Below are 21,786 nucleotides of genomic sequence, written 5' to 3' on the forward strand. Positions count from 1 at the left end.
GGGAGACTCCGGACGACTGCGGCAGAGGAGAGCACACATGAAGAGGCAAGCGATCAGCCTGAACGACTCGGGTTGGCTCCGCATGGAGACCGTGGCGACACCGATGCAGGTGGGCATGCTGGCGACGTTCTCGAAGCCGGAGGACGCGGGACCGTCGTACCTCTCTGACCTGGTGGACCGCTGGCGTTCCCATCGCGAGTTCCAGTCGCCGTTCAACTACGTCCTGCACGGATCGGCGGTCCCCCGCTGGGAGACGCTGCCCGACGACGCCATCGACATCGACTACCACTTCCGGCACTCGGCACTCCCCGCTCCCGGCGGCGAACGTGAGCTCGGCATCCTCGTCTCGCGCCTGCACTCAGCCCGGATGGACCGCCGCTACCCGCTCTGGGAGTGCCACGTCATCGAAGGGCTCGAGGGCGACCGCTGGTCGATGTACATGAAGGTCCACCACAGCCAGCTCGACGGCGTGGGCGGAATCCGCGTGCTTCGTCGTACCTTCTCGGTCGACGGCGACCAGCGCGACATGCTGCCGCTCTGGGCGATCGGCGTCCGCGGCCCCGACCAGTCCGGCGTGCCGGCGACCCCGCGCACGAAGACACCGGCGAAGCCGAGCCGCAAGGTCGTCAGGAACGCCGCCGCGGTCGCCGGGTCGCTGCGCCGTACCTATGCGGAATCGCTGTTCGGTTCGAAGGACGAGCTGCGCGCGGTGCCCTACCGCGCACCGAAGTCCATCTTCAACGGCACCATCAGTACGCCGCGCCGGTTCGCGACCCAGCAGTATCCGATCGATCGCCTGAAGGCCGTCGGCACGGCCGCCGGCGGGAGCCTCAACGACGTCTTCCTCGCGATCTGCGGCGGCGCGATCCGGCGCTATCTCCAGGACGTCGACGCCCTGCCCGCGCAGAGCCTGATCGCCAACGTCCCGGTCTCGGTCCGCACCGGCGAGGGCGCCTCCGTGGGCAACGCCATCACGTTCCTCTACACCCAGCTCGGCACCGACGTGGCGGACCCGCTCGAGCGGATCGCACGGATCAAGACCTCCACCCAGCTCGGCAAGGAACGCCTGCCCCAGGTCTCCGGTGCCGCCATGGACGCCTACACGGCCGGCCTGATGGCGCCGTTCATGGGCCAGGCCATCACCCACCTCGGCGGCCACGGCCGACCCGCATCCAACCTGGTCCTCTCGAACGTCCCCGGCCCGACCGAGGCACGGTACGTCGACGGCTCACGCCTCGAGGAGTACTACCCGCTCAGCCTGCTCTTCCACGGCCAGGCCCTGAACATCACCGCGATCAGCTACGCCGGCCAGTTCAACATCGGCTACACCGGCTGCCGCGACAACCTGCCCCACCTGCAGCGGATCGCGGTCTACTCCGGCGAGGCGCTCGAGGAGCTCGAAGCGGCGCTGGGCATCAGCGCCGCGACCTCGGCTGGGTAGTCCCGCGTAGGTACCGCGATGGCACCCGGCGTTGCGAGCTGCGAGGTGGGCAATCCGCCCACTATGGGTCACGTCACCGTGCGTCGTGAGCCTCGATGACCTCCATTGTGAGCAGCGCACCTGCCCAGTCGGCTCGTGCACGAGCGAGCGTTGCTGGATCGGGTTGTGTTGACCCGTACCAGGGCTTGAGGTCTGTCGCGGTTACCAAATGCTGACCGGCTCCTGTGTCGGTGATTGTCCAATCAGACAGGTCGTTTGCAGCTTGGAGGTGCGCGTCGGTGACCACCTGGACACCGTGTGCGTCAGGCAAGTACCGGTCGAGCAGGTGAGCGTTGTATCGCACCTGCGGTTCGCGAATGCCGGGCAGGGGCTGGATGCCGTCGATCTCGAATAGGCCTAGGACTCCCGGGCGAGCTGTTCGTATGAATGCGTAGTCGAGGGGGGCTGGAAGTTGGGTTGCCAGCTCGAGAAGCTCGCTCACGGAATCGGTCCATGACCCGGCGATGTATTGGTAGACGGAGGTCGCGGCGGGGCCTAGAACTGCGTGTCGAGCTCTGTGGGCCGCGCTGTCGTAGACCGCGACGCCCGCACTGCCCGCTGAGCGCAATGCGCGTTCGATGGCCGGCCTGAGGTCGACGTCTTGGACCGTCAGAAAGCAGTCGCCTTGGACCAGGATGGTTTGCCCGGGGTCAGTTTCAGCCCACTCGACGGTGCGTTTGACGGCGTCCTTGGTCTGCGCGGAATCGACCTCCCACCGGGGCCGGCCCGGGGTAAGCATTGGCGGGAGGCGGAACCGGGCAAACAACGTTGGGGCAGGTGGACCGGTCGAAAGCACTTTCGGCATTGGAGCCTGGGGCGCGCCACCGAGACTGCCGCTGACCCCGCGACTTCGCAGCGCGTCGACGAACAGTTCAACCCATCGATCGATCTGTTGGCGGTCGAGCGCGGGACCGATCTCAATGGCGAAGCCCCCGGGACACGGGGTCAACGAGTATGCCTTGAGGTCGTCGATGCCCTGCTGTGCCGCGTTGGCTGCGGCAACAGCACTCTCGATTGCGTCGAGCGCCTCTGTTTGAGTGGTCCGAAGACGTAGCCAGAAGTCGTCGTAGCCGCTGGCTTTCCATGCCCTCTTGATGGAATCCCACTTAACGTCCAAGCCGCTCTGATCCAGCACGATTTCCTCCCTTGTGCGTTGGATTCACCGAATCCTATGACGTTCCCCGGCGTTCGAAGGTAAGTTCGCCAGTCTTGCTCTGGACACGATCCAGTCAGGAACCGGCTTCTTGGGAGGGAAGGCATGGTTTCACATGTACGGCGCCTGTTTGTGGTGCTCGTAGCTGCTCTGTCGATAGCCCTGGTGTTGTGCACCAACCGAGCCGCCGCGGGAATCGCTCCTGACGACGCAGCGGGGTTGATAGCTGGGCCTCTGCCGACCCTGCTCGAAACCGAGGACCAACCGTGTCCTCCGAATGACGACAACGCCGCTGTGGTGAGCGTAGGGAAACGGTGCATCGCAGAACAGCGTCTGACAACCCGCGCCTACCTCACACCGAACTGCTTTGACAGCCGGGGCCTTCAGCCGAACGCGTTGTACGGACCGACCGAATGCAGGAACGCGAAGAGCGATCAGGTCGAGGCGATTGCTCAGGCAAGGGCGATCGTCAAGTTCAATCAGCAAGGGGTCCATGGCGACTCTGCGGTTCTGCCTGGAATCACGCCGAACCTTCAGTGGGAGGTGATCTATGGCCCGCGACCGGACATCGTCATGTACGACCGGAACTACTTCAGGGACCGTGACGTGGAAGGTGCCCCCGCAGTACCGGGCCCCGGCTCCGAGATCGAAATCATCGAGGTCAAGACCGAGAAGAACGGTGGCAACACTGGCGCAGCACGGAGCCTGCGCCAGTACCTGGTCACCAAGGCGTTCCCGTCCGGGCCTCGCGGCCGCCAACTTTACGCCTACGACCTGACTGACTATTCAGACAGCTTTCGGGTGCTTAAGCGTTCATGCGGTCCTGGCGTCGAGACGCGTCGCGAGGATCACTACACGGTGTACCCCGGCGCGACTCAAGGCGCCATGATCGTTTCCCTTCCGAAACCCGTTGAGACGTCATGCGGTGCTGCTGACCCGACTCCGAACCCCGAAGAGGAGGAGAACGAGGAGCCTCGGGACTGCGGGATGATCTGCACAATCCCGATTCCGCCTATCCATTCTGACAATCAAGACCCCGACGACCAAGCCGCCTACGACGCCGCGTTTGACCAGATCGTGGAAGCCTATGAAGACAACGAAGAGGTCCTCGTTGCCGGGGTTCTGGTATCCGCCGCCGTCATCCTGGCCGTCGTGGTCGCTTGTTCGCTGATGCCGCTCGGATGTCCGGCGATATTGACGATGACGGCCGCACCGGGAAACGCCTACGGCATCGGAGCGCTGCTCGCCGTCCTGATCGGCTTGAATGTGTGGGGAGACCCTCACATTGCGACTCTGGATCGCTTCAACTACGACCTGCAGGCTGTAGGCGAGTTTCATCTGCTCCAGGCCCCTGAACAGGGTGTCGACGTCCAGGCGAGATTCCGTCCTTGGAGCAACAGTCGCGACTTGTCGACCCTGACCGCTGTCGCAGTTGAGATCAACGAGAATCAGATCGAACTTGTCGGCAACTCACTCAGAGTCAACGGTGACCTCGTCCCGCTCGCTGACGGTCATGCCTTTGACCTTGGTGAGGGTGCAACGGTCATTCGGGACGGATCGCGCTGGGTTGTCCAATGGCCAGGTTATGGCGACAAGCTTGTGATGATGGTGAAAGGTAGCGACGTCGGGTTCCACGTGCCGAAGGGCACGCAGACCAGCGGACTCCTGGGCAACGGCAATGGCGACGCCAAGGATGACTTGGCCTACCCCGACGGCACCGCAGTTCCAACCAACACCTCGGCGTCGACTCTTCACGGTGCATTCGCGGACGCCTGGCGAATCAGCCAGGTCGAGTCCCACTTCACCTACGCCAACGGTCAGTCCACCGCCGCTTTCACCGACAAGACGTTCCCGCAGCGCGTGGTCACGGTGGCAGACTTTCCGGAGGCCGACATCGCGGCCGCATCCGAGACATGCCTGACAGCAGGCGTCCAGCCGGGCCCGCAGTTTCAGGACTGCGTCTTCGACGTGATCGTCACCGGTGACCAGACGTTCGCGGCCTCTGCGGCGGCCGTGACTGATGTGCTGGTCGATTCAACAACCCGTGCGTTCGATGATTCCGGCACTCTGGCAGAGGACTACGAGGGCACCGTCGGATCGAACTTCGCAGCCCCTCGGTATTCGTCCGATCCAGCGACCAGTCGCCTCGCAGGGCCGCTATTCGATGCCACGCCGTATCACGTCACCGGTGCATCTGTGCCGCGCCACGAAACCGTGCGAATGAGCGCTGAGGTCTACGCGTACGGCCAGATCGGCGACGACACAGTTCCACAGTCTGTTGCGCTCAAGTCCGGGACCAGCACCTTGGGCAGCATCAACTTCGACACCCTGGACGGACCATCGCTCTCGGGCGGGCTCTCGGGATCGATCGAACGCATCGGCGTCAATGTCACACAATCCGGCACCCCGTTTACGAAGTTTGCGTTGAGCGTCGAGGTTCCGCATCAGGCCGACACAATCGACCTGACCCTCGTTCCACAGAACTTTCGCGGCGTTCTCGGAACCTCCTTCGGAATCGACAACGTTCTGCTGCAACTCACCACCGACCCTGCCGATGTCTTCGACGTCAACTTCCCGTTCACAGTAAGCGCTGAGCAGCCATCAACTGGAGCGGGGAATCTCGAGTCCCGAGCGGCTCAGGACGAGTACCACTTTTCGCTACCTGAAGATGACACCAACCTCATGCTGGAGACCCCCCAATGCCTGCCTGGGATCCAGACCCTTGTGTCAAAGCAAACCGGTGCCGTCGTTCCTCCTGACCGCACCGGCTGCAAAGGGCGCGTGTACAAGGCGCTTCCGGCAGGCGACTACCTGTTCAAGGTGACGGCCACTGGCTCACCGTCCACCTACTCGCTCGCCATGGGCGAAGCACCCCAACCCCAGCAGTTTCCGTACGCGATTGGTGACACGGTTGTGCCAGGAAAGCTCGACGGCACCGACACCCCCGGCGTCGGGGCCATCGAGACACCCGGCTCCCTCGACACCTACACATTCACGACCACACAACCCAGCACCCGCGTTCTGTTCACCGGGTCGGGCGGCCCGTGCCCAGCAGCCAGGCTGACCGACCTCGCCACCAACACCGTCCTGGGAGCGGTCTGCGGGAACCGCGAATACAGGCTCACGCAGGGCAACTACCGGATCGACGTTCCATCCACCAGTGCGGACACGACCGGTGAATACTCCTTCCAGTCATACGAACTGACCGAAGGCCAGTTGCCGAGTGTCGATATCGAGCCGGACGGCATCGACCACAAGATCGCCATGGGCAGTGGGCAGGATCAGTTCTTCAACCTCGATGCTGAGGCGGGCCATCGGTATCGGGTCTCGATGCCCAGCACCACCCTCACCGCTTCCTGGGCGCAAGTGGTGCGGATCTACAAGCCCGACGGCACCATGATCCTCGATACCCAGGCCATTACCCCCGGTAGCGCTTGGTACATCGACCCAGCCGTAGCTGGCACCTACAGAATCATGGTGAACCCACTCGAGGGCTGGGCCGGGACCACCACGATCCGAGTGAAAGACGCCAGCGACTTTGAGGTCACACCGAACCTCGACGGGTCCGACAACACCTTCGTTCTTGACCCTGGCCAGAACGCTCAACTGCGATTCACTGCGGTGGCTGGTCGTCGGTACCGGGTCTCGATGCCGAGCACCACTCTCACTAAGGAATGGGCCCAGGTCCTGCGGATCTACAAACCCGACGGCACAGAACTGGTCGACACCGAAGCAATCACTCCGGGACAGTCTTGGTACATCGACCCCGCGGTAGCCGGGACATACCGGGTCATGGTTGACCCGCTCAGCGAATGGTCCGGCACAACCACGATTCGTGTGAAGGACGCCGCCGACTATGAGGTCACGCCGAATCTCGACGGGTCGGACAACACCTTCGCGTTTGATCCTGGTCAGAACGCGCAACTGCGGTTCACCGCAGTAGCCGGCCGCCGGTACCGGGTGTCGATGCCAAGCACCACCCTCATCAAAGCGTGGGCCCAGGTCCTGCGGATCTACAAACCCGACGGCACAAAGCTCGTTGACGTCCAAGCCATCACCCCGGGCGGGTTTTGGTACATCGACCCGGCGGTCTCCGGTACCTACCGGATCATGATCGACCCCCTCGGCGAATGGTCCGGAACCACCACGATTCGTGTGAAGGACGCCAGCGACATCGAGGTCACACCGACGCCCGACGGGCCAGACAACACCTTCACCTTTGACTCTGGCCAGAACGCGCAGCTGCGGTTCACCGCAGTAGCCGGCCGCCGGTACCGGGTCTCGATGCCAAGCACCACACTGATCAAGGAGTGGGCGCAAGTCTTGCGGATCTACAGACCCGACGGAACAAAGCTCGTCGACGTCCAAGCGATCACCCCGGGTGGTTTTTGGTACATCGACCCGGCGGTCTCTGGCACCTACCGGATCATGGTCGACCCACTCGGCGAGTGGACCGGAACCACCACCATTCGCCTCAAGGACGCCAGCGACATCGAGGTCACACCGAACCTCGACGGATCGAACAACTCGTTCACCTTCGACCCCGGTCAGAACGCACAGCTACGGTTCACCGCAGTAGCCGGCCGCCGGTACCGGATCTCGATGCCGAGCACCACGCTCACAAGTTCATGGGCGCAGGTCGTGCGAATCTACAAGCCCGACGGAACCATGATCCTCGACACCCAGGCCATCACCCCGGGTGCCACTTGGTACATCGACCCAGCCGTCGCAGGCACCTACCGCGTCATGGTCGATCCGCTCGGCGAGCGCGCGGGCACCACCACGATCACCACCAAAGACCTCACCAGCACGAACTGAAGGGTCTGCTGATCCGACCGGCGACATCTCAACCTCCCGACCGGCACAGAAACGTAGGCAAGAAAGTTCGCGCTGCCTGATCGCTCCGGGCTATCGAGGTCCCCTAGGTAAATAGGGACCCTTGCGCGCCACGGCTTGTTTACGGATGTTGACCGCAGTAACTAAAACCACTGCAAGGTGACCTGCGCAGATGCAGTAGGGCGATCGTGGCCGTCAGTGCGGGCGGCACGCCACCCACGATCCCCGCATCGGCGATTGAACGCACTGGGTGGCGGACGGCCCCGGCAACGGCAGGGCACGGGGGTCTCCCATCGGGTCAGGCGATCAGGAGCCAGCCTCGACGCCGCGACTCTTGGTAGTTGCCCCGGAGTTCACGTTCGGCAAGCTCCTCCAGGTTTGCTGGAAGTTTGCACCCGCCTCCACCGCCATGCGTGTAGCCCTGCGGCTCCGCGGCTAGGCACCGTAGGTCGGGGTGGACCTCTCGGCGCAGCGGGATGCACACCTCGTGCTGGTGGCCGTTGGAGCAGGTGACCTGGGCGCGGACGGCATGGGTTCCGCCGGTCGCGGGCGGCCGGCGGCTCACTTCTGCCGCCGGTTATACGGGGACTGGTTCGTCGGCTTGAGGGAGATGTTCTTCTCCGATGCCTGCGACTGGACCGCAGCCGGGGTCCGACCCAGCTTGATGCCGATCACGCGCGTTGGCGTGTTCTGTGTCGCCAGCTTCTTGAGCGACTGGTTGTCGGAGGGAGTCCACGGCTTGCCGTGATTGGCGGGCTTCTTCGTCATCTTCGCGTTCCCGTCTGGTCGGCTCAGCCGTTGTACGGGCCGGCGGTGGGCGTGAGCTGGTTGCGGACCTTCACGACCTCCTGGGCGGAGTGGAGCGTGAACCGCACCGGTGCGGCCGCCGGCATCGGCGGCTGAGGGGGCTGCGGAGGCAGCTCGGTCAGCTGGTAGTCGCCCTGCGGGATCTCGCCGGACAGCGCGTGGCCATGCGAGTTCGAAGTGAACGGCTCCCCGACCGGGTTGCCCTGCAGGTCGGCGATCTGGAAGGCGAAGCCGCCCAGGTCACCGCTGACGCGGCTCCCGTTCGCGTCCACGAGCTCCTTGCGGACCGCAACCCTGCCCGTCTTCGACTTCCGCGTCTCCTTGGCGGCCCCGAACATGCCGATCCCGATCGGACCGTCGATGTCGGGCGGCACGAAATAGAAACCCCATTTCTCGATCGTGATCAGGCCGCGCGCCAGGAGTGCGTCAACACCTGCTCCGGGCCGCGGGAAGTCGGGGTTGAGCATCCACCGGTTGAACACCGCGTCGAACTGATCGAGCGAGGCCTGAAAGGAGGCGAACTGCAGCCCCTGCACTACCTGGCCGTCGCGCACCTCGAGGAACGGGAGGCCGCGGCGGAAAATCTGGGTCTCGTCACGGTGCTCGAACCCGCGTGGCCCGACCTTGCGGACGTGGGAGTCGAGGCGCGGGTCATCGGTGGCGAACGACGGCTCGTCTTTCACCTTGGTGCCCTCTGGGAGGTCGAGGCGGCGGCCAGTCCTGTCCCGGCCGATGACTTGGTCCTGATCGGCGGGCGGGATCGCCTGAAACGCGGCCGGGTTCTGCACGATGCGCAGATAGGCCAGGTAGGTGCCGTGGCGCGTCCAGTCGGGCTCCTCGGCGTTGCGGTCGGCGTCGATGAACACGAAGTCGTTACGCGAGGAGACCGGGATATTGCGGACCCCGTCGCGGTACCCGAACGCCTCCTTGTCCGGATAGGACTTGTAGCCCTGCTCCATCGCCAGGCCGGTGACGCCGCTGGCGGCGAGCGCGTTGACGAACTTGGCGATCTCTGCCTCGGCGGTCGCCACGATGTAGAAGCAAACGTCGGCCGGGACGGCGACGCCGTGCGGCATCGCCGGCAACTGTGCGAACCCGGCTGGCGGGGTCACGCCGGCGAAGCGCGCCGTGGCGTCGGCCCGATAGAAGAACGACTGGCCCAACCCCACGGCGATCGTCGCGACGCGGACCACCTCGGGAGTGCATGCAGCACGCAGGGCCTGTCGGGCGGTGTCGATGGTGGTGAGCCAGGAGGTCACTGCGGCCGCGTCCCACTCGCCGGGAAGAGTCGCGAAGACGAACGCGCCGTGCGCGTAGGGCGACTTCATGACGGGGTCGCCCGGCAGGAAGGGGACAACCCCGCGGGCATGTCTGGCCGCACCCGGGGTGCTGGGGGTGAGTTCGGCGGGGTTGGGGTTCTGCTCGGTCATCGGCTGTCTCCTCGAGGCGGGTCGTAGATGCGTGCAAATGTCTCGGGCTGAAGAACCCCGGCACTGGTTCCCGGGGTGGGTCGCGCAAACCTGCCAGGTGGATCGATGGGCGACCGGAGCCACCTCCTCATGTCCACTTGGGCTTGACCTCACATCGTTCGCGGTGTGTCGAGGGCTGGACGACGCTCGCTCAGCCAGTAGGCTTTACCTGATCAGTGTACCCCATCCATCATTACCATTTCGGTAAAGGCATCTGACTTGAAGGTTCTTCCTCTTGGCGACGGCGTCGCTGCGGCGATCACGCCCTCGGCGTTGGCCTGCCTGGAGGACCGGATCCGAGACGACTTGCAGATGGCGCTGCACCTGGTCAAGCACGCCGAGAACCTGGGCCAACTGGCCACGACGAGGGCCGTTGCGCTCACGCGCCTTCCCAATAGCGAAGCGTGCGACTTCCACTACGGAACGAGCGCCACCGGCGTGACCCTCCGCGCCATCGATGACAACGGAGCCAAGATCGCCGTCGACGACACCGCGCTCAGCCTCAACGCTGTGCTCTCAGTCGCTGTACTCGCGGTCGGCCTATCCCTGAAAGAGGCGACTCAAGCATGACCAAGTCCCCGGCACAATCCGCGCGTCCTGCGCCACTGTTGCATGACTACGAGGTCACCCCCGGCGAATACCTCCGCGCCGAACTCAGGGCCCGAGGAATCAGCCAAGCGGACCTCGCCGTGCGAGCCGGCGTCTCGACCAAACACTTGAATCAAGTAGTCCAGGACGTGGTGCCCCTCTCCCCCGATACGGCCCTGCGTCTCGAACGCACCCTCGGCATTTCAGCCGACCTTCTTGCCCAGTTGGATGCGTCACAACAGGCCAAGAAAGGCCGCAACAAGGCCGCAGCCAAGCTCTCGGACTATAGAGCCTGGTTTGCAGAATTCTCCCTACCAATGCTTATCGCGCACCACGTCGTCACCGCGAAAGCCAGTGTCGAGCACCAAATCGAGGAACTGCTTGCGTTCTTCGGGGTCGCCGAACCATCTGGCTACGAGAAGATGTACGCGGAGTCGCTGCAGTCATTCCGACGCGCACAGCACCTCAACATCGATGCCCAGACCACCGCTGTCTGGCTTCGTCTAGCCGAGCGAAGGGCCGAGACCCTCGACCTCGCGCCGTATGTCAAGAACGACTTCGCAGCACTACTCACCGAACTTCCGAAGCTGACGCTCGAACCACTCGCCCAGTCATTCCCACTCCTCCAGCAACGGTGCTCCGCGGTAGGGGTAGCCGTCGTGTACACACCCTCTCTCACGGGAACACGTGCATCCGCAGCCGTGCGCTGGCTCGGTCCCGAGCGCCCGGTAATCGCCCTGACCGGACGCGGCAGGTACGAAGACAGCGTCTGGTTCAGCTTCTTTCACGAGTCAGGCCACGTCCTCTACCACCCCAAACGAAAGAGCGTCATCGAATTCGAAGGGGGCGACGACGGCGACGGCGCCGAGACACTGGCGAACAACTTCGCGAAGAAGGTGCTCCTCAGCGGGCGCGCAAAGGAACTGTCGACCCTCACGACCGCAGCAGAAGTCAGGGCCTTCGCCGAAGACCTCGGCATCCACCCTGGAATCCCAGGAGGCATCCGAGCCTACGAGATCGGCAACGAAGGATTCCGGACCTTCACCAAGCTCCGCCGAAAACTCGACGACGCAGCACTCACCTAGACAAGGCCGGGTCTGCCGCACCGACTGGTGACACCTCGACTCCCCGACCGGCACAGGAGCGGAACCAGAAAGTTCGCGCCGCCTGATCGGTCAGGCCCATCGCAATGCCCTAGGTAGATAGGGACCCTTGCGTGCCACGGCTTGTTTACGGTTGTTGACCGCAGTGAAGCCTCGGCTGTCCCGCGAACAGCGTCATACCGCCGCGTCTGCTGCTCGACCTGTCGCCTGATTCTCAAGCCTGCCCTACCGTCGAAAGACTGAATCGTGAGGTCTTGATCGGAGCGCGCTGTTAGCGTCCCCGAATGACCGGGACTCCGCCTAGTTGGCTGCATGATCCGTTCCGTCGCCACGAACTTCGCTACTGGGACGGGTGGCAATGGACCCACCACGTATCCACACGTGGTCATCAGTCGGTTGACCCTCCCGTCGTCGTCTTGCCGACCTTGGCGCCTGCAGTGACCCAGTCACCGGTGCCCGCGCCAGTAGCCCCAGTAGCGCCACTGCCCCCACCGTCCAACCCGCCACCGGCAACGCAGCCCGCCCCGCCACCGCCGCCGCTTCCGGTGGCGCCGCTGCCCCCGCCGTCCAACCCGGCTCCAGTGAGCCAACCAATTCCACCACCACCGGCGCAGCGCGGCGTGCCGCGCACCGCCGAGAGCCCGATCCTCGCAGCGACACTGCTGGTCGTGAGCGAAAAGGCGAAGCGCGGTAGGTATTCAGTCCACGACGAGCGAGGCCAGGACCTCGGATCATTCGGCGAGGTCCGTCGCAACCTTGGAGTCAAGGCGATGGACAGGCAGCGACACCAAAACGCTGCACGGCGAGCCGCAAGCCGAGAATATCGATACGACGTCACCGACGGATCCGACAGGCCCCTGCTCGGAATGACCAGGCAAGAGCGATCAATGCTGTCGGCGCGCGAGATCGTCGTCGAGGAGTCGAACGGCATCCCCATCGGCTACATCACTCGCGACTCGACCAACACGTTGGACGCAACCTCCGCTCTGAAGTCTGGCGCGGCCACTGCAGCCGGCGTGGCCCTGCTGGGCCTGAAGGGAGTGGGTGGGGTTGCCGGCGGCCTAGCGTTGGGAGGGGTCGCGTCAGGTCTGAGCGGTGCCGTTGGACGACTCGCACGGAACGGCCACTTGCGCTACCACCTGGAGGTGGCAGGACAGCGACTCGCAACGATCCGAACGCCGGACCCCGACGACTGGGGATTTGTCGTTGAGGATCCTGCTGGCTCGAAACTCGCCAGCATCACCAAGGATTGGGACGGTTGGACAACGGCCGGGCTCAAGCCGACCACCCACTACATCGTGCACTTGATCCAACCACTCCACGAACCCCTCCGCTCACTCGTGATTGCGGCCGCGCTCTCAATCCACACGGTCGAAGAACGCACCTAACCGCGTTGCGCCTCCGGCCGCGTGATGTGGTTGATCAGAGTCGAGCGCTTCATTCCGCCGCCTGTCGGACGTCCAGATGTCTGCCGAGTGAGTGCGGCATTCGGCTGCGATGCCTGCATTGGCGGGATCTACGGCTATCGGTCGATCGAGGCCATGTTCGTGTCGTTGTGGCGTGCGCCGGCGGCCGGGGCCAGGTTGTTGAGTCGGTCGATCTGATCGGTCGTGAGGTCGATGCCGTTGGCTGCGGTGTTCTCTTCGACCCGGGTGACTCGGCGGGTTCCGGGGATGGGAGCGATGTCGTCGCCGCGGGTCAGGAGCCATGCCAGCGCGGTCTGTGCCGGGGTTGCGCCGATTTCAGCACCGATAGCTCTGACTTCGTCCACGATTGCGAGGTTGCGCACGAAATTTTCGCCGGTGAAACGGGGGTTTGTCTTGCGCCAGTCGTCGTCCGGGAAGTCGTCGACGGTCCGGATCTGACCGGTGAGCAGGCCGTGGCCGAGCGGCGAGTAAGGGACGAATCCGATACCGAGCTTGCGAAGCAGCGGCAGGATCTCGTCCTCCGGGTCGCGGGTCCACAACGAGTACTCAGTTTGCAGGGCAGCGACGGGGTGGACGGTGTGGGCACGACGGATGGTTTCGGGGGCTGCTTCGGAGAGCCCGAAGTGAAGCACTTTGCCCTCGGCGACAAGCTCGCTGACTGCCCCGGCAGTCTCCTCGATCGGGGTGTTCGGGTCGACCCGGTGCTGGTAGTACAGGTCGATGTAGTCAGTGCCCAGTCGCTTCAAGGAGCCTTCGACTGCGGCGCGGACACTGAGCGGGCTGCTGTCGATCACGCCTGGTGTCGGCTCACTGTCCGTGTGTGACACGAGGCCGAACTTCGTTGCGATGACGACCTGGTCGCGGCGGCCCTTCAAGGCCTGACCGACGACCTCTTCGCTGTGGAAGGGGCCGTAGATCTCGGCGGTGTCGATGTGGGTGACGCCCAGGTCCAGTGCGCGGTGGATGGTGCGGATGGACTCGGAGTCATCGAGCGCGCCTTCGCTCGTGTACGTGCCGGCCATCGTCATCGCACCGAGACCGATGCGGGAGACCTCCAGGCCACCGAGAGAGACGTTCTTCATTGCGTTCCACTTCCTTACTGCTGGACCGATGCTGCCTTCTTGGACACCTCCACAGAACCACCGCATCAGGTCCGCAGGAAGGCACTGTCAAGACAGGTACTGACAGTGATCCTTCCAGGCGCCGACATCCCCAGCCCGACCTGCGAACGTAGGACAGGTGACCCCACCAGGAATGCTTGGCGGCGGGCGACTACGGGCGATGGCGTGCCCGCTTGCTCACGTCTCCGACGAGTGCTTGCTAGCCGTCGCAGTGGACTCTTCGGCGGCCGAATCGCCAGGAAGCTCCGCAGGGGTCGCAGCCCAACTGGCAAGCAGGCCAAGCGCGTCCTGACTAGGGGAACCTGGCTCGGCGGTGTAGATCAGCAGGCTCTGATCGGTATCACCAGGCAACGGCATCGACTCGAACTGGATGTCCAGGTCGCCGACGACCGGGTGGTGCAACAGCTTGGTACCGCTGGTGTGAACCTGGACGTCATGCGCGGCCCATCGGACCCGGAACTCGTCACTTCGGGTCGAGAGTTCCCCGACGAGGTCGGTGAGGTTCTTGTTGAAGGGGTCCCGCCCCGCCTCGGCGCGCAGGATCGCGACGGTATCGGTCGCGACCTTGTTCCAGTCTCGGAAGAACGTTGTTGCACCCGGGTCGAGGAACACGTACCTGGTCATGTTCGGCGGGCTCATTTCGTAGACCGGCGCCATCAGGACCTGCCCCAGTCGGTTGGCAGCCAAGATGTCTCCTCGACTGTTGAGCACGAAGGCCGCCGAACCGGGCATCGAGTCCAAGATCCTCTGCACCGTGGTTCGGACCCGTTGCTGCCCGGGCCGGCGCCGCGGCTGGCGTTTTGTTCCAGCGGTGCGAATGAGCCGCACAAGGTGCTCACGTTCAACGCCGTCGAGCTGCAACGCCCGGGCAAGGGCCTCGACCACGCTCTCAGAGACACCGGTGGCGTTGCCCCGTTCGAGCCGGGTGTAGTACTCGCTGGAGATCCCCGCGAGCAAGGCGACCTCCTCACGGCGCAGACCTGCCACCCGACGGCGCTCACCGCCGTAGTCCGGCAGACCAGCCTGTGCGGGGGTGATCCGGGCACGCCGAGTGCTGAGGAACTCCTTGATCTCCGAGCGCACGTCACTCCTCGAGACAGGGTCGTTCGATTCGGCCATACCCCCACTGTACGAACCTTCAGACGCCCGCGGGGGTCCCTGCCAGTGACCCCCTCGACAGGGTCTCCCGCACCCGCACGCGGCCTGGTTCTGTAGTTGAGGTGACCGTGACACGGCGGTTGCCCGACGAGAGAAGGAGTGAACTCCCATGAGCGAGAAGAAAGTTTGGTTCATCACCGGGGCAGGTCGTGGTCTGGGCGTCGACATCGCACGGTCGGCCCTGGCCGCCGGGCACGCGGTGGTCGCTACCGCCCGCAACACCGACTCCATCACCACCGCTCTCGGTGAGCACGACGACCTCCTGGCCGTACAGCTCGACGTGACCAACGAGGCCAAGGCCGGTGTGGCAGTGCAGGCAGCGGTCGAACGGTTCGGGCGCGTCGACGTGCTCGTCAACAACGCCGGAAGCTTCAAAGCCGGGTTCTTCGAGGAGATCACACCTGAGGACTTCCGCTCCCAGATCGAGACCACCCTGTTCGGACCCGTCAACCTCACCCGCGCCGTGCTTCCCTTGATGCGCGCCCAGCGCAGCGGACTGATCATCACCATCTCCTCGACCGCAGGGATCAACGCCGCCGGCGACTTCATGACCCCCTACGCGGCCTCAAAGTTCGGAGTCGAAGGATTCATGGAGAGCCTGACCTCCGAGATCGCACCGTTCGGTATCAACACGATGCTCGTCGAACCCGGTTTCTTCCGCACCGAGCTTCTCAGCCCCCAGTCGACCCAGTACGCCGTCCCGACGATCGAGGACTACGCCGAACGGTCCGCGGCGACCGCGGCGGCTTGGCAGGGCATGGACGGCCAGCAGGCCGGCGACCCCGCGAAGCTCGCTGACGCGCTCCTACAGCTCGCGGACTCCGATCAGCCCCCGCTGCGCTTCGTCGCCGGAAGCGACGCGGTCGGAGCCGTCGAGGAGAAAGCCCGCCTCCTGCTCGCCCAAGCAGACGCCTACCGCGACCTCTCCGCCACCCTGGCGCACGACAACACCTGACCCCTCATCCCGTAACCAGAGCACCAGGAGATCCGATGCCACTGACCGGCGAGTACGAACCCAGCACCTACCCAGACGCACGGGATCAGGTGAATCTGTTCGAGGACACCAACGGCGCCGAAGGCAACACCCTGATGGGCCTGCCAGTCGTCATCATCACCACGATCGGCAAGTCCAGCGGCAAGCTCCGCAAGACCCCCGTGATGCGAGTCGAGCACAGCGGCAGCTACGTCGCCGTCGCCTCCATGGGAGGAGCTCCAACCAACCCCAGCTGGTACCACAACCTAAGAGCCACACCGCTGCTCGAACTCCAGGACGGCCCGGTCCGCCGCGACTACACCGCGCGCGAACTCGAGGGCTCAGAGCGCGACGAATGGTGGGTACGCGCCGTAGCGGCGTTCGCCGGCTACGCCGACTACGAACAGGCCACGACCAGGATCATCCCCGTCGTGCTGCTTGAGCCGGCCGTCACCGCCTGAGAGGGGATGCCCACTACGGTCCAGGCCGGACGCCGCAGCTACCCACGAGGTCCGGATCTGGCCGCGATCCGGGTGCGTCATTCCGCGCATGAACAAGAACCTCAGCTTGCGTGCTGCTGAACGACGTTGAGCACGTTGCCATCGGGAGCCCTCACGAAGAAACGAGTCACGCCCCATGCCTCGGTTGTCAGGGGATGCACGATCTCGTACCCACGCTCCTGTGCTTGGCGGTAGGCGGCTTCGACGTCGTCCACCATGACCGAGACCACGGGGTCCACGGGCGCGGTGGCATCGCTGGTCATCACCTGGAGCGTCGCCCTGGATACCGGCGACGTGTGGCGGGCCACCCAGCCCAGGTTGAACTCCTCCTCGGCTAACCCGAGGTAGTCGCTGTAGAAGCTCCTGGAGGCGGGAAGGTCGGGAACGTGAAGGTCGGCGATGATCTGCGTGACCCGGATGCGCGACGTGTCGGCACTCCCAGCTGAGCCGGTTGCGCCTGAGGCCTGCTCCGGCGCGGCGCCCAGGAGGTGGATCCAACGCGGATCCTGCTGGCCCGACCGGCGCTCGAGTTCGCACACCAGCGGTTGCGGGCGGCTCGCCATCCGGCGCAGGCACGCTTCGACCTGGCCGCGGTCGGCGAACCCGTGCAACCGCTCCGTGCGGGTGCGCAGCTCACCCGGCGCCTGCGCGCCGCGGAGCAGCAGCACCGTGAGTAGCGCCCGCTCATCGGGCTCAAGGGCGAGATGCTCGTCCAGGATCTGGTGGTACTTCAGTGTCCGGCGCCCGGTGTCGGACCACACGATCCGCAGCAGCCCGCGCTCCTTGAGAGACTTCGCGGTCCGTTCGACGATCTGCTGGTCGAGGTCGGTGACGGGGTCGCGGCTGCTCGACTGGTTGCATGCCGACACCAGTGCGTTCGCGGAGAGGGGATAGGTGGCGGGCACGGTCGTCTGCTTCTCCAGCAGGCTGCCGAGGATGCGCTGGTCAGTTGCATCGAGGACGGGGAGTTCGCTCACGTCACGACCTTAGGTCGGCCTTGGCGCGTTTGCGGATCGAACAGCGTCCTTTCGCCACATACGGATGAGTCACCAACCGACGATCCAATGCTCGCCTCGGTGCCTCGTTGCCGCGCCGTGCGGGTGTAGCCAGCGTGGGAAACTGGCGATATGAGCCGATACCAGCGCATTGCGTCCGGCACGGTGCGTAAGTCGCAGAGCGAGCGGCTGCGCCGTCGCCAGCGGTGGTACCTCACCCTGATGGGCGCGTGCCTGGTCCTCATCCTGCTGGCATGGAATCTCGTCCGGCTGTGGTCGACGACAGCCGCCGTGACCATGTCCGTCATCGCTGCTGTGCTCCCTCCGATCGCCGTGGTCATCGCCAACTGGGACGAGGACCACTGACGATGACCGCACCGGGCGCGTCACCTCGCCGCCGACTCGGTCGATCAGTCCCGAGCCGGCCCGTGACCCCACTCGAGGGGGCTCTCACGGGATCGCGCGCGACCGCGAAGCGGGATGGTTGCCCGAGCGCGTCCCGTCGTACCGCGCTCGGCGGCCCGCCGCGCCCCGGCGACGACGTGCACCCGCTGCTTGAACACCACGAAGCGAGCCTCCTCCGCGAGGCTGCCTGGGGGCGTCACGTCCACCGCGAGCCACAACCCGTCCGGCTCGAAGCCAACGACAGCCTTTCCCGTGCCGGAGCGTTCCTTGCTCACGGCCGTCGAAGTGAGCTGGAGGTCGAACTCGACCGCTCGCGTGTGCGAATCGCGAGTTCTCCGCAGCAGCTGCGTCGCCTCGACGAACGCCCGCTCCTCCGACGAGATGACGCCAGCCGGGATCCATGGCGCCCGTGGGCCGGTCGCGTCGATCCCGGGTCGGACCTTGTCCCCGTTGACCCAGACATCTCCCCAACTCATCCACGTATCCTCGCACCAATCCCCGGCCCGGTCCCGACGAAGCGATGTTGCCGACTGCGCGCGCTCCAAATTGTCAGCCAGTACTACCCGCGAATCACTTGTGTCCTTCCGCCGCGACATCCCCGTGCGGATCGCGGCCTCAGTGGGCGAGGGCACTACAGATCAGGGTTCCAGCACGACCTTGCCGATGCTGCGGCGAGCCTCAATGTGCTCGTGGGCCCGGCTCGCGTCGGCCAGGGGGTACGAAGAGTCGACATGCGGACGCACCCAACCGGACCCGACGCCCTCGAGCACCTGCTCCATCCATCGACGCAGCCTGTCGACCTCGTCCCACATGTGCCCGAGGTTGACCCCGAAGGCACCCTGATTGGCATTCATGAGCGGCACGGGGTGGAACAGAGGCATCAACGCCGCGGTCTTGGCCAGCTGCAGCTTGCCGCGCAGACCTTGGTTGCTGGAGGCGGCGGACACGCCGTACATCCCGAGCCGGCCGGTGGGGCGCAGCACGCTACGGGACCGGCGGAAGCTCTCTCCGCCGAGCGGGTCGATCACCAGCTCTACGCCCCGGTCATCGGTAAGGGCACGGACCTCGGCGGCCCAGTCGCCGGTGCGGTAGTCGACGGCGTGGTCCAGGCCCCGAGCCTGGAGGAAGTCGTGCTTGCCCGCGCTGGCGGTACCGATGGTGCGCGCCCCCACGTGGCGGGCGATGTCGAGAGCAGCGAGGCCGACCCCGGACCCAGCGTTCTGGATGAGCACGGTGTCCCCTTCGCGGAGACCTCCCTGCACCACGAGGAGCTGCCAGGCGGTGAGGTAGGCGACCGGGATCGACGCGGCCTCCGCGTGGCTCAGCACCCCCGGCTTGGCGAAGACCTGGGTCGCTGGGACGTTCAGAGCGCTGCTGTAGCCGCCGAAACGGGTCAGCGCGAGGACGTCCTGCCCAATCAGGGACTCCTCGACCCCCGTTCCGACGGCACGCACCGTGCCCGAAACCTCGTAACCGACCACCAGCGGCAGCGGCGGCGCGTCGGGATAGAGGCCTTGACGGGCGAGGATGTCGGCGAAGTTGATCCCAGCGGCGACCACCTCCACCTGCACCTCACCAGGGGCCGGTGGGTTGAGTCGAGACGTCTGAAGCCTCAGTTGCTCCGGGCCGCCTGCTCGGGTGATGACGACCTGTCGGATGTCCATCCAGCCATTGTCGCCCCGACCTCAGTCCCATCAGCGCCCGACTCCTTGTTGAGCCGGGCTGTTCTTGACCGTCCCTCGGACCGGCACGACGGCGATCACGCTCTTTCACGATGCCCGCCACGGGATCTAGCCTGAGTGGGTGCTCCGACTGGACAGCATCGATCTTGAGGAGATCGCCACCGCGCTGGCTGATCAAGACAACTTCGACCATCGATGGCTGATCGATCCCCGAACCGGCGAGATCGTTTTCTGGACCAGCGACACCGGCATCGATGGAGTGAACCCCATCGAGATCGACGAACTGGACCTCATCGCCATCGAGCCGATTCCGTCGCACGTGTGGTTTCAGGACATGGCCGACTTCGCCGAAGGCATCAGTGACCCGGAGGTCGGCCAACGTCTCGCTCAGGCACTCCACGGGCGCGGTGCATTTCGTCGATTCAAGTACCAGGTCTATGAGCACCACCCTGACCTGATCTCGGCTTGGCACGCCTTGCGGGATGCTCGAGCCGAACGCCGGGCCGTCCAGTGGCTCCAGGACCAAGGACTCGTCGATCTGGAGTCCGCGGAACAGTTCACCATCGACCACCCAGATCCTGATCTCCCGTGAAGTCGGCGCTGCTGCCCAAGCCGTCGATACCTGACCCGTAGCGCAGCGACTGCCTCGTGGCACCTCCAATGACGCTCGCCTTCTGCTCACTGTGCACAACTCTGGTGATTCAAGTGGAACTGTCGGAGGTCGGTGATCCAATACTCGTATGGCAATCGGGTGCGATGACGACGAGCAGGACGAGCTGGTGGACATGTCCGCCGGCAATGTTCTGGCGTACGCCGAGGACGAGCACGCCAAGCGACTCGAGGCTGAGCGCAACATCCTGAAGGCCGCGTACCAGTGGGCTGTCCTGCACAACCCGGACCGGTTGCCGGCGGGTGACAAGCGGGGTCGGGAGCGGGCCAAGCCTGCGGGTGGGGCGGGGACGCCGTTGATCACCGAGCACGCCGCGGCAGCGTTCGGTGCCCGGATCCAGACCTCGCCGTACGGGGCGAAGAAGCTGATCGCGGACTCGGTCGACATCGCGCTGCGGTTGCCGCGGATCCAGGCCGGTGTCGATGCCGGAACTGCCCGGCCTGGTCATGCCCGCCACGTTGCCGAGGCGACCCGGGAGCTGTCGGAGTCCGAGGCGGCGTGGGTCGATGCCGAGGTCGCGGAGTCCTGTGACGGCAGGTTGTCGTGGACCAGGTTTCAGGCGCTGGTGGAGGGCAAGGTCGCCGCCGCTGCCCCTGAGCTGGCGCGGTTGAAGGAAGAAGCCGCCGCTCGGGAGGTGTTCGCCCGGATGTCGCGCGTCAACAAGCACGGCAAGGCGACCTACACGATCCACGGCGACGCCCTCACCATCGCCGGGATCGATGCCGCGGTGAACGCCGTCGCCGAGTCCGACGAAATGAAGGAGGCGATGCCCGACGCGACCCTCAACGAACGCCGCGTCGCCGCGATCGCACTCCTGGCCAACCCGGCCGCGCATGTTGAGCCTTCGGTGGGGCCGGTGAAGGTCAAGGTGAAGGCCTACCTCCACCTCTACGGCGACTCACCCATCGCACGCCTCGAGGGCCACGGACCGGTCACCACCGACTGGGTGGCACACCAGGTTTCGAGGCTCACTGGCGCTCGCACCTCGGCAGCGGCGGCACGGTGCAGATCACGCCCGTGATCGACCTGAACAAACAGGCCCCGGTCGACGCCTACGAGATCCCCTCAAGGATGCGCGAAGCCGTGCACCTGATCCACCCCGGCGACGTGTTCCCCTACGCCGCGAACACCAGCAGGCGCATGGACCTGGACCACGCGATCCCCTACTCCGAGGGCGGGCAGACGGGTGTCGGGAACCTCGGTCCGATGACCCGGACCCATCACCGGATCAAGACCCACAGCGGTTGGGAAGTACGACAACCCTTCCCCGGGATCGTGATCTGGCGAGATCCCTACGGGGCCCACTACCTGGTCGATGCGACCGGAACCCGCAGAGTCACCGGCACCCCCGGCGACCAGAGCCCCACGCCCGCCGAGCTCCACTTCAGCGAGGTCCTCATCAACTACGTCGCCGCCTGA

19 protein-coding genes and 1 pseudogene are annotated in these 21,786 nt (G+C 65.2%); 12 read left to right on the forward strand and 8 right to left on the reverse strand.

Translation table 11 applies throughout. From position 1 onward, the window contains the following. Positions 1–37 precede the first annotated feature (37 nt). Complete coding sequence (locus tag ASD84_RS00945; protein ID WP_056705782.1) at positions 38–1,441, forward strand: WS/DGAT/MGAT family O-acyltransferase; 1,404 nt, start codon at positions 38–40, stop codon at positions 1,439–1,441. A gap of 73 nt (positions 1,442–1,514) precedes the next feature. On the opposite strand, the gene ASD84_RS00950 is transcribed toward ASD84_RS00945, so the two are convergent. Beyond that, complete coding sequence (locus ASD84_RS00950) at positions 1,515–2,615, reverse strand: hypothetical protein (protein WP_056705786.1); 1,101 nt, start codon at positions 2,613–2,615, stop codon at positions 1,515–1,517. Between the two features lie 123 nt (positions 2,616–2,738). On the opposite strand from ASD84_RS00950, the gene ASD84_RS00955 reads away from it, so the two are divergent. Then, a complete protein-coding gene (locus ASD84_RS00955) occupies positions 2,739–7,451 on the forward strand; it encodes a VWD domain-containing protein (RefSeq protein ID WP_082573079.1) in 4,713 nt (1,570 codons plus the stop codon). 579 nt (positions 7,452–8,030) lie between these two features. Here the strand turns inward: ASD84_RS00955 and ASD84_RS24610 are convergent. Beyond that, positions 8,031–8,237, reverse strand: a complete 207-nt coding sequence (locus tag ASD84_RS24610) for a hypothetical protein (RefSeq protein ID WP_082573080.1) — start codon at positions 8,235–8,237, stop codon at positions 8,031–8,033. A gap of 23 nt (positions 8,238–8,260) precedes the next feature. Then, entirely contained in the window at positions 8,261–9,706 is a 1,446-nt protein-coding gene (locus ASD84_RS00965; protein ID WP_056705795.1) for a Dyp-type peroxidase, read from the reverse strand. A gap of 258 nt (positions 9,707–9,964) precedes the next feature. On the opposite strand from ASD84_RS00965, the gene ASD84_RS00970 reads away from it, so the two are divergent. The 4 genes and pseudogenes from ASD84_RS00970 (at position 9,965) to ASD84_RS24940 (ending at position 12,824) form a co-directional block, all read left to right on the forward strand. Then, positions 9,965–10,315, forward strand: a complete 351-nt coding sequence (locus ASD84_RS00970; RefSeq protein ID WP_056705798.1) for a hypothetical protein — start codon at positions 9,965–9,967, stop codon at positions 10,313–10,315. Then, on the forward strand, positions 10,312–11,418 hold the full coding sequence (locus tag ASD84_RS00975) for a helix-turn-helix domain-containing protein (RefSeq protein ID WP_056705800.1): 1,107 nt from the start codon (positions 10,312–10,314) through the stop codon (positions 11,416–11,418). Before ASD84_RS00970 ends, ASD84_RS00975 begins: the two co-directional genes overlap by 4 nt. Positions 11,419–11,720: 302 nt before the next feature. Then, positions 11,721–11,813, forward strand: a pseudogene (locus ASD84_RS26140) (DUF2510 domain-containing protein); the annotation flags it as partial. A 291-nt stretch (positions 11,814–12,104) separates the two neighbouring features. Then, positions 12,105–12,824 (forward strand): hypothetical protein, encoded by a 720-nt coding sequence (locus ASD84_RS24940; RefSeq protein ID WP_235530916.1) that lies wholly within the window; start codon positions 12,105–12,107, stop codon positions 12,822–12,824. Between the two features lie 134 nt (positions 12,825–12,958). Here the strand turns inward: ASD84_RS24940 and ASD84_RS00985 are convergent, their stop codons facing one another. Then, positions 12,959–13,945: an aldo/keto reductase gene (locus ASD84_RS00985; protein ID WP_056705806.1), complete on the reverse strand. Its 987-nt coding sequence runs from the start codon at positions 13,943–13,945 to the stop codon at positions 12,959–12,961. Positions 13,946–14,161: 216 nt separating this feature from the next. Next, complete coding sequence (locus ASD84_RS00990) at positions 14,162–15,067, reverse strand: helix-turn-helix transcriptional regulator (protein ID WP_235530917.1); 906 nt, start codon at positions 15,065–15,067, stop codon at positions 14,162–14,164. 184 nt (positions 15,068–15,251) lie between these two features. On the opposite strand from ASD84_RS00990, the gene ASD84_RS00995 reads away from it, so the two are divergent. Together ASD84_RS00995 and ASD84_RS01000 are read left to right on the forward strand one after the other, a co-directional pair. After that, positions 15,252–16,097, forward strand: a complete 846-nt coding sequence (locus tag ASD84_RS00995) for an SDR family oxidoreductase (RefSeq protein ID WP_056705812.1) — start codon at positions 15,252–15,254, stop codon at positions 16,095–16,097. A 35-nt stretch (positions 16,098–16,132) separates the two neighbouring features. Next, positions 16,133–16,576, forward strand: coding sequence for a nitroreductase family deazaflavin-dependent oxidoreductase (locus ASD84_RS01000; RefSeq protein WP_056705814.1), 444 nt, complete (start codon positions 16,133–16,135; stop codon positions 16,574–16,576). A 101-nt stretch (positions 16,577–16,677) separates the two neighbouring features. Here ASD84_RS01000 and ASD84_RS25660 read toward each other — a convergent pair whose 3' ends face one another. Continuing rightward, the gene (locus tag ASD84_RS25660; protein WP_082573081.1) at positions 16,678–17,592 is read right to left on the reverse strand and encodes a DUF480 domain-containing protein; all 915 of its coding nucleotides are present in this window, start codon (positions 17,590–17,592) and stop codon (positions 16,678–16,680) included. Positions 17,593–17,742: 150 nt separating this feature from the next. Here ASD84_RS25660 and ASD84_RS01010 point away from each other — a divergent pair, with 150 nt between their 5' ends. Further along, complete coding sequence (locus ASD84_RS01010) at positions 17,743–17,976, forward strand: DUF3099 domain-containing protein (protein ID WP_056705817.1); 234 nt, start codon at positions 17,743–17,745, stop codon at positions 17,974–17,976. A 44-nt stretch (positions 17,977–18,020) separates the two neighbouring features. Here the strand turns inward: ASD84_RS01010 and ASD84_RS01015 are convergent, their stop codons facing one another. Both ASD84_RS01015 and ASD84_RS01020 read right to left on the reverse strand, forming a co-directional pair. Beyond that, positions 18,021–18,491: a hypothetical protein gene (locus tag ASD84_RS01015; RefSeq protein WP_056705822.1), complete on the reverse strand. Its 471-nt coding sequence runs from the start codon at positions 18,489–18,491 to the stop codon at positions 18,021–18,023. Positions 18,492–18,653: 162 nt separating this feature from the next. After that, positions 18,654–19,679: a synaptic vesicle VAT-1 family membrane protein gene (locus ASD84_RS01020; protein WP_082573082.1), complete on the reverse strand. Its 1,026-nt coding sequence runs from the start codon at positions 19,677–19,679 to the stop codon at positions 18,654–18,656. 139 nt (positions 19,680–19,818) lie between these two features. On the opposite strand from ASD84_RS01020, the gene ASD84_RS01025 reads away from it, so the two are divergent. From ASD84_RS01025 to ASD84_RS01035, 3 genes are all read left to right on the forward strand, one after another. Further along, on the forward strand, positions 19,819–20,289 hold the full coding sequence (locus ASD84_RS01025) for a UPF0158 family protein (protein ID WP_056705825.1): 471 nt from the start codon (positions 19,819–19,821) through the stop codon (positions 20,287–20,289). Between the two features lie 148 nt (positions 20,290–20,437). Then, positions 20,438–21,388 carry a hypothetical protein gene (locus ASD84_RS01030; RefSeq protein ID WP_056705829.1) on the forward strand — a complete coding sequence of 317 codons (951 nt, stop codon included), beginning with the start codon at positions 20,438–20,440 and terminating at the stop codon, positions 21,386–21,388. Further along, a complete protein-coding gene (locus ASD84_RS01035) occupies positions 21,370–21,786 on the forward strand; it encodes an HNH endonuclease signature motif containing protein (RefSeq protein ID WP_156391516.1) in 417 nt (138 codons plus the stop codon). The genes ASD84_RS01030 and ASD84_RS01035 overlap by 19 nt, the downstream gene beginning before the upstream one ends.

It is taken from the genome of Nocardioides sp. Root682 (assembly GCF_001427795.1).
Lineage (GTDB): Bacteria > Actinomycetota > Actinomycetes > Propionibacteriales > Nocardioidaceae > Nocardioides.

Coding starts and splice junctions, on each gene's coding strand:
- ASD84_RS00945 (WP_056705782.1), top strand. CDS start 38: ATGAAGAGGCAAGCGATCAGCCTGAACGACTCGGGTTGGCTCCGCATG.
- ASD84_RS00955 (WP_082573079.1), top strand. CDS start 2,739: ATGGTTTCACATGTACGGCGCCTGTTTGTGGTGCTCGTAGCTGCTCTG.
- ASD84_RS24610 (WP_082573080.1), bottom strand. CDS start 8,237: ATGACGAAGAAGCCCGCCAATCACGGCAAGCCGTGGACTCCCTCCGAC.
- ASD84_RS00965 (WP_056705795.1), bottom strand. CDS start 9,706: ATGACCGAGCAGAACCCCAACCCCGCCGAACTCACCCCCAGCACCCCG.
- ASD84_RS00975 (WP_056705800.1), top strand. CDS start 10,312: ATGACCAAGTCCCCGGCACAATCCGCGCGTCCTGCGCCACTGTTGCAT.
- ASD84_RS00985 (WP_056705806.1), bottom strand. CDS start 13,945: ATGAAGAACGTCTCTCTCGGTGGCCTGGAGGTCTCCCGCATCGGTCTC.
- ASD84_RS00995 (WP_056705812.1), top strand. CDS start 15,252: ATGAGCGAGAAGAAAGTTTGGTTCATCACCGGGGCAGGTCGTGGTCTG.
- ASD84_RS01000 (WP_056705814.1), top strand. CDS start 16,133: ATGCCACTGACCGGCGAGTACGAACCCAGCACCTACCCAGACGCACGG.
- ASD84_RS01010 (WP_056705817.1), top strand. CDS start 17,743: ATGAGCCGATACCAGCGCATTGCGTCCGGCACGGTGCGTAAGTCGCAG.
- ASD84_RS01015 (WP_056705822.1), bottom strand. CDS start 18,491: ATGAGTTGGGGAGATGTCTGGGTCAACGGGGACAAGGTCCGACCCGGG.
- ASD84_RS01020 (WP_082573082.1), bottom strand. CDS start 19,679: ATGGACATCCGACAGGTCGTCATCACCCGAGCAGGCGGCCCGGAGCAA.
- ASD84_RS01030 (WP_056705829.1), top strand. CDS start 20,438: ATGGCAATCGGGTGCGATGACGACGAGCAGGACGAGCTGGTGGACATG.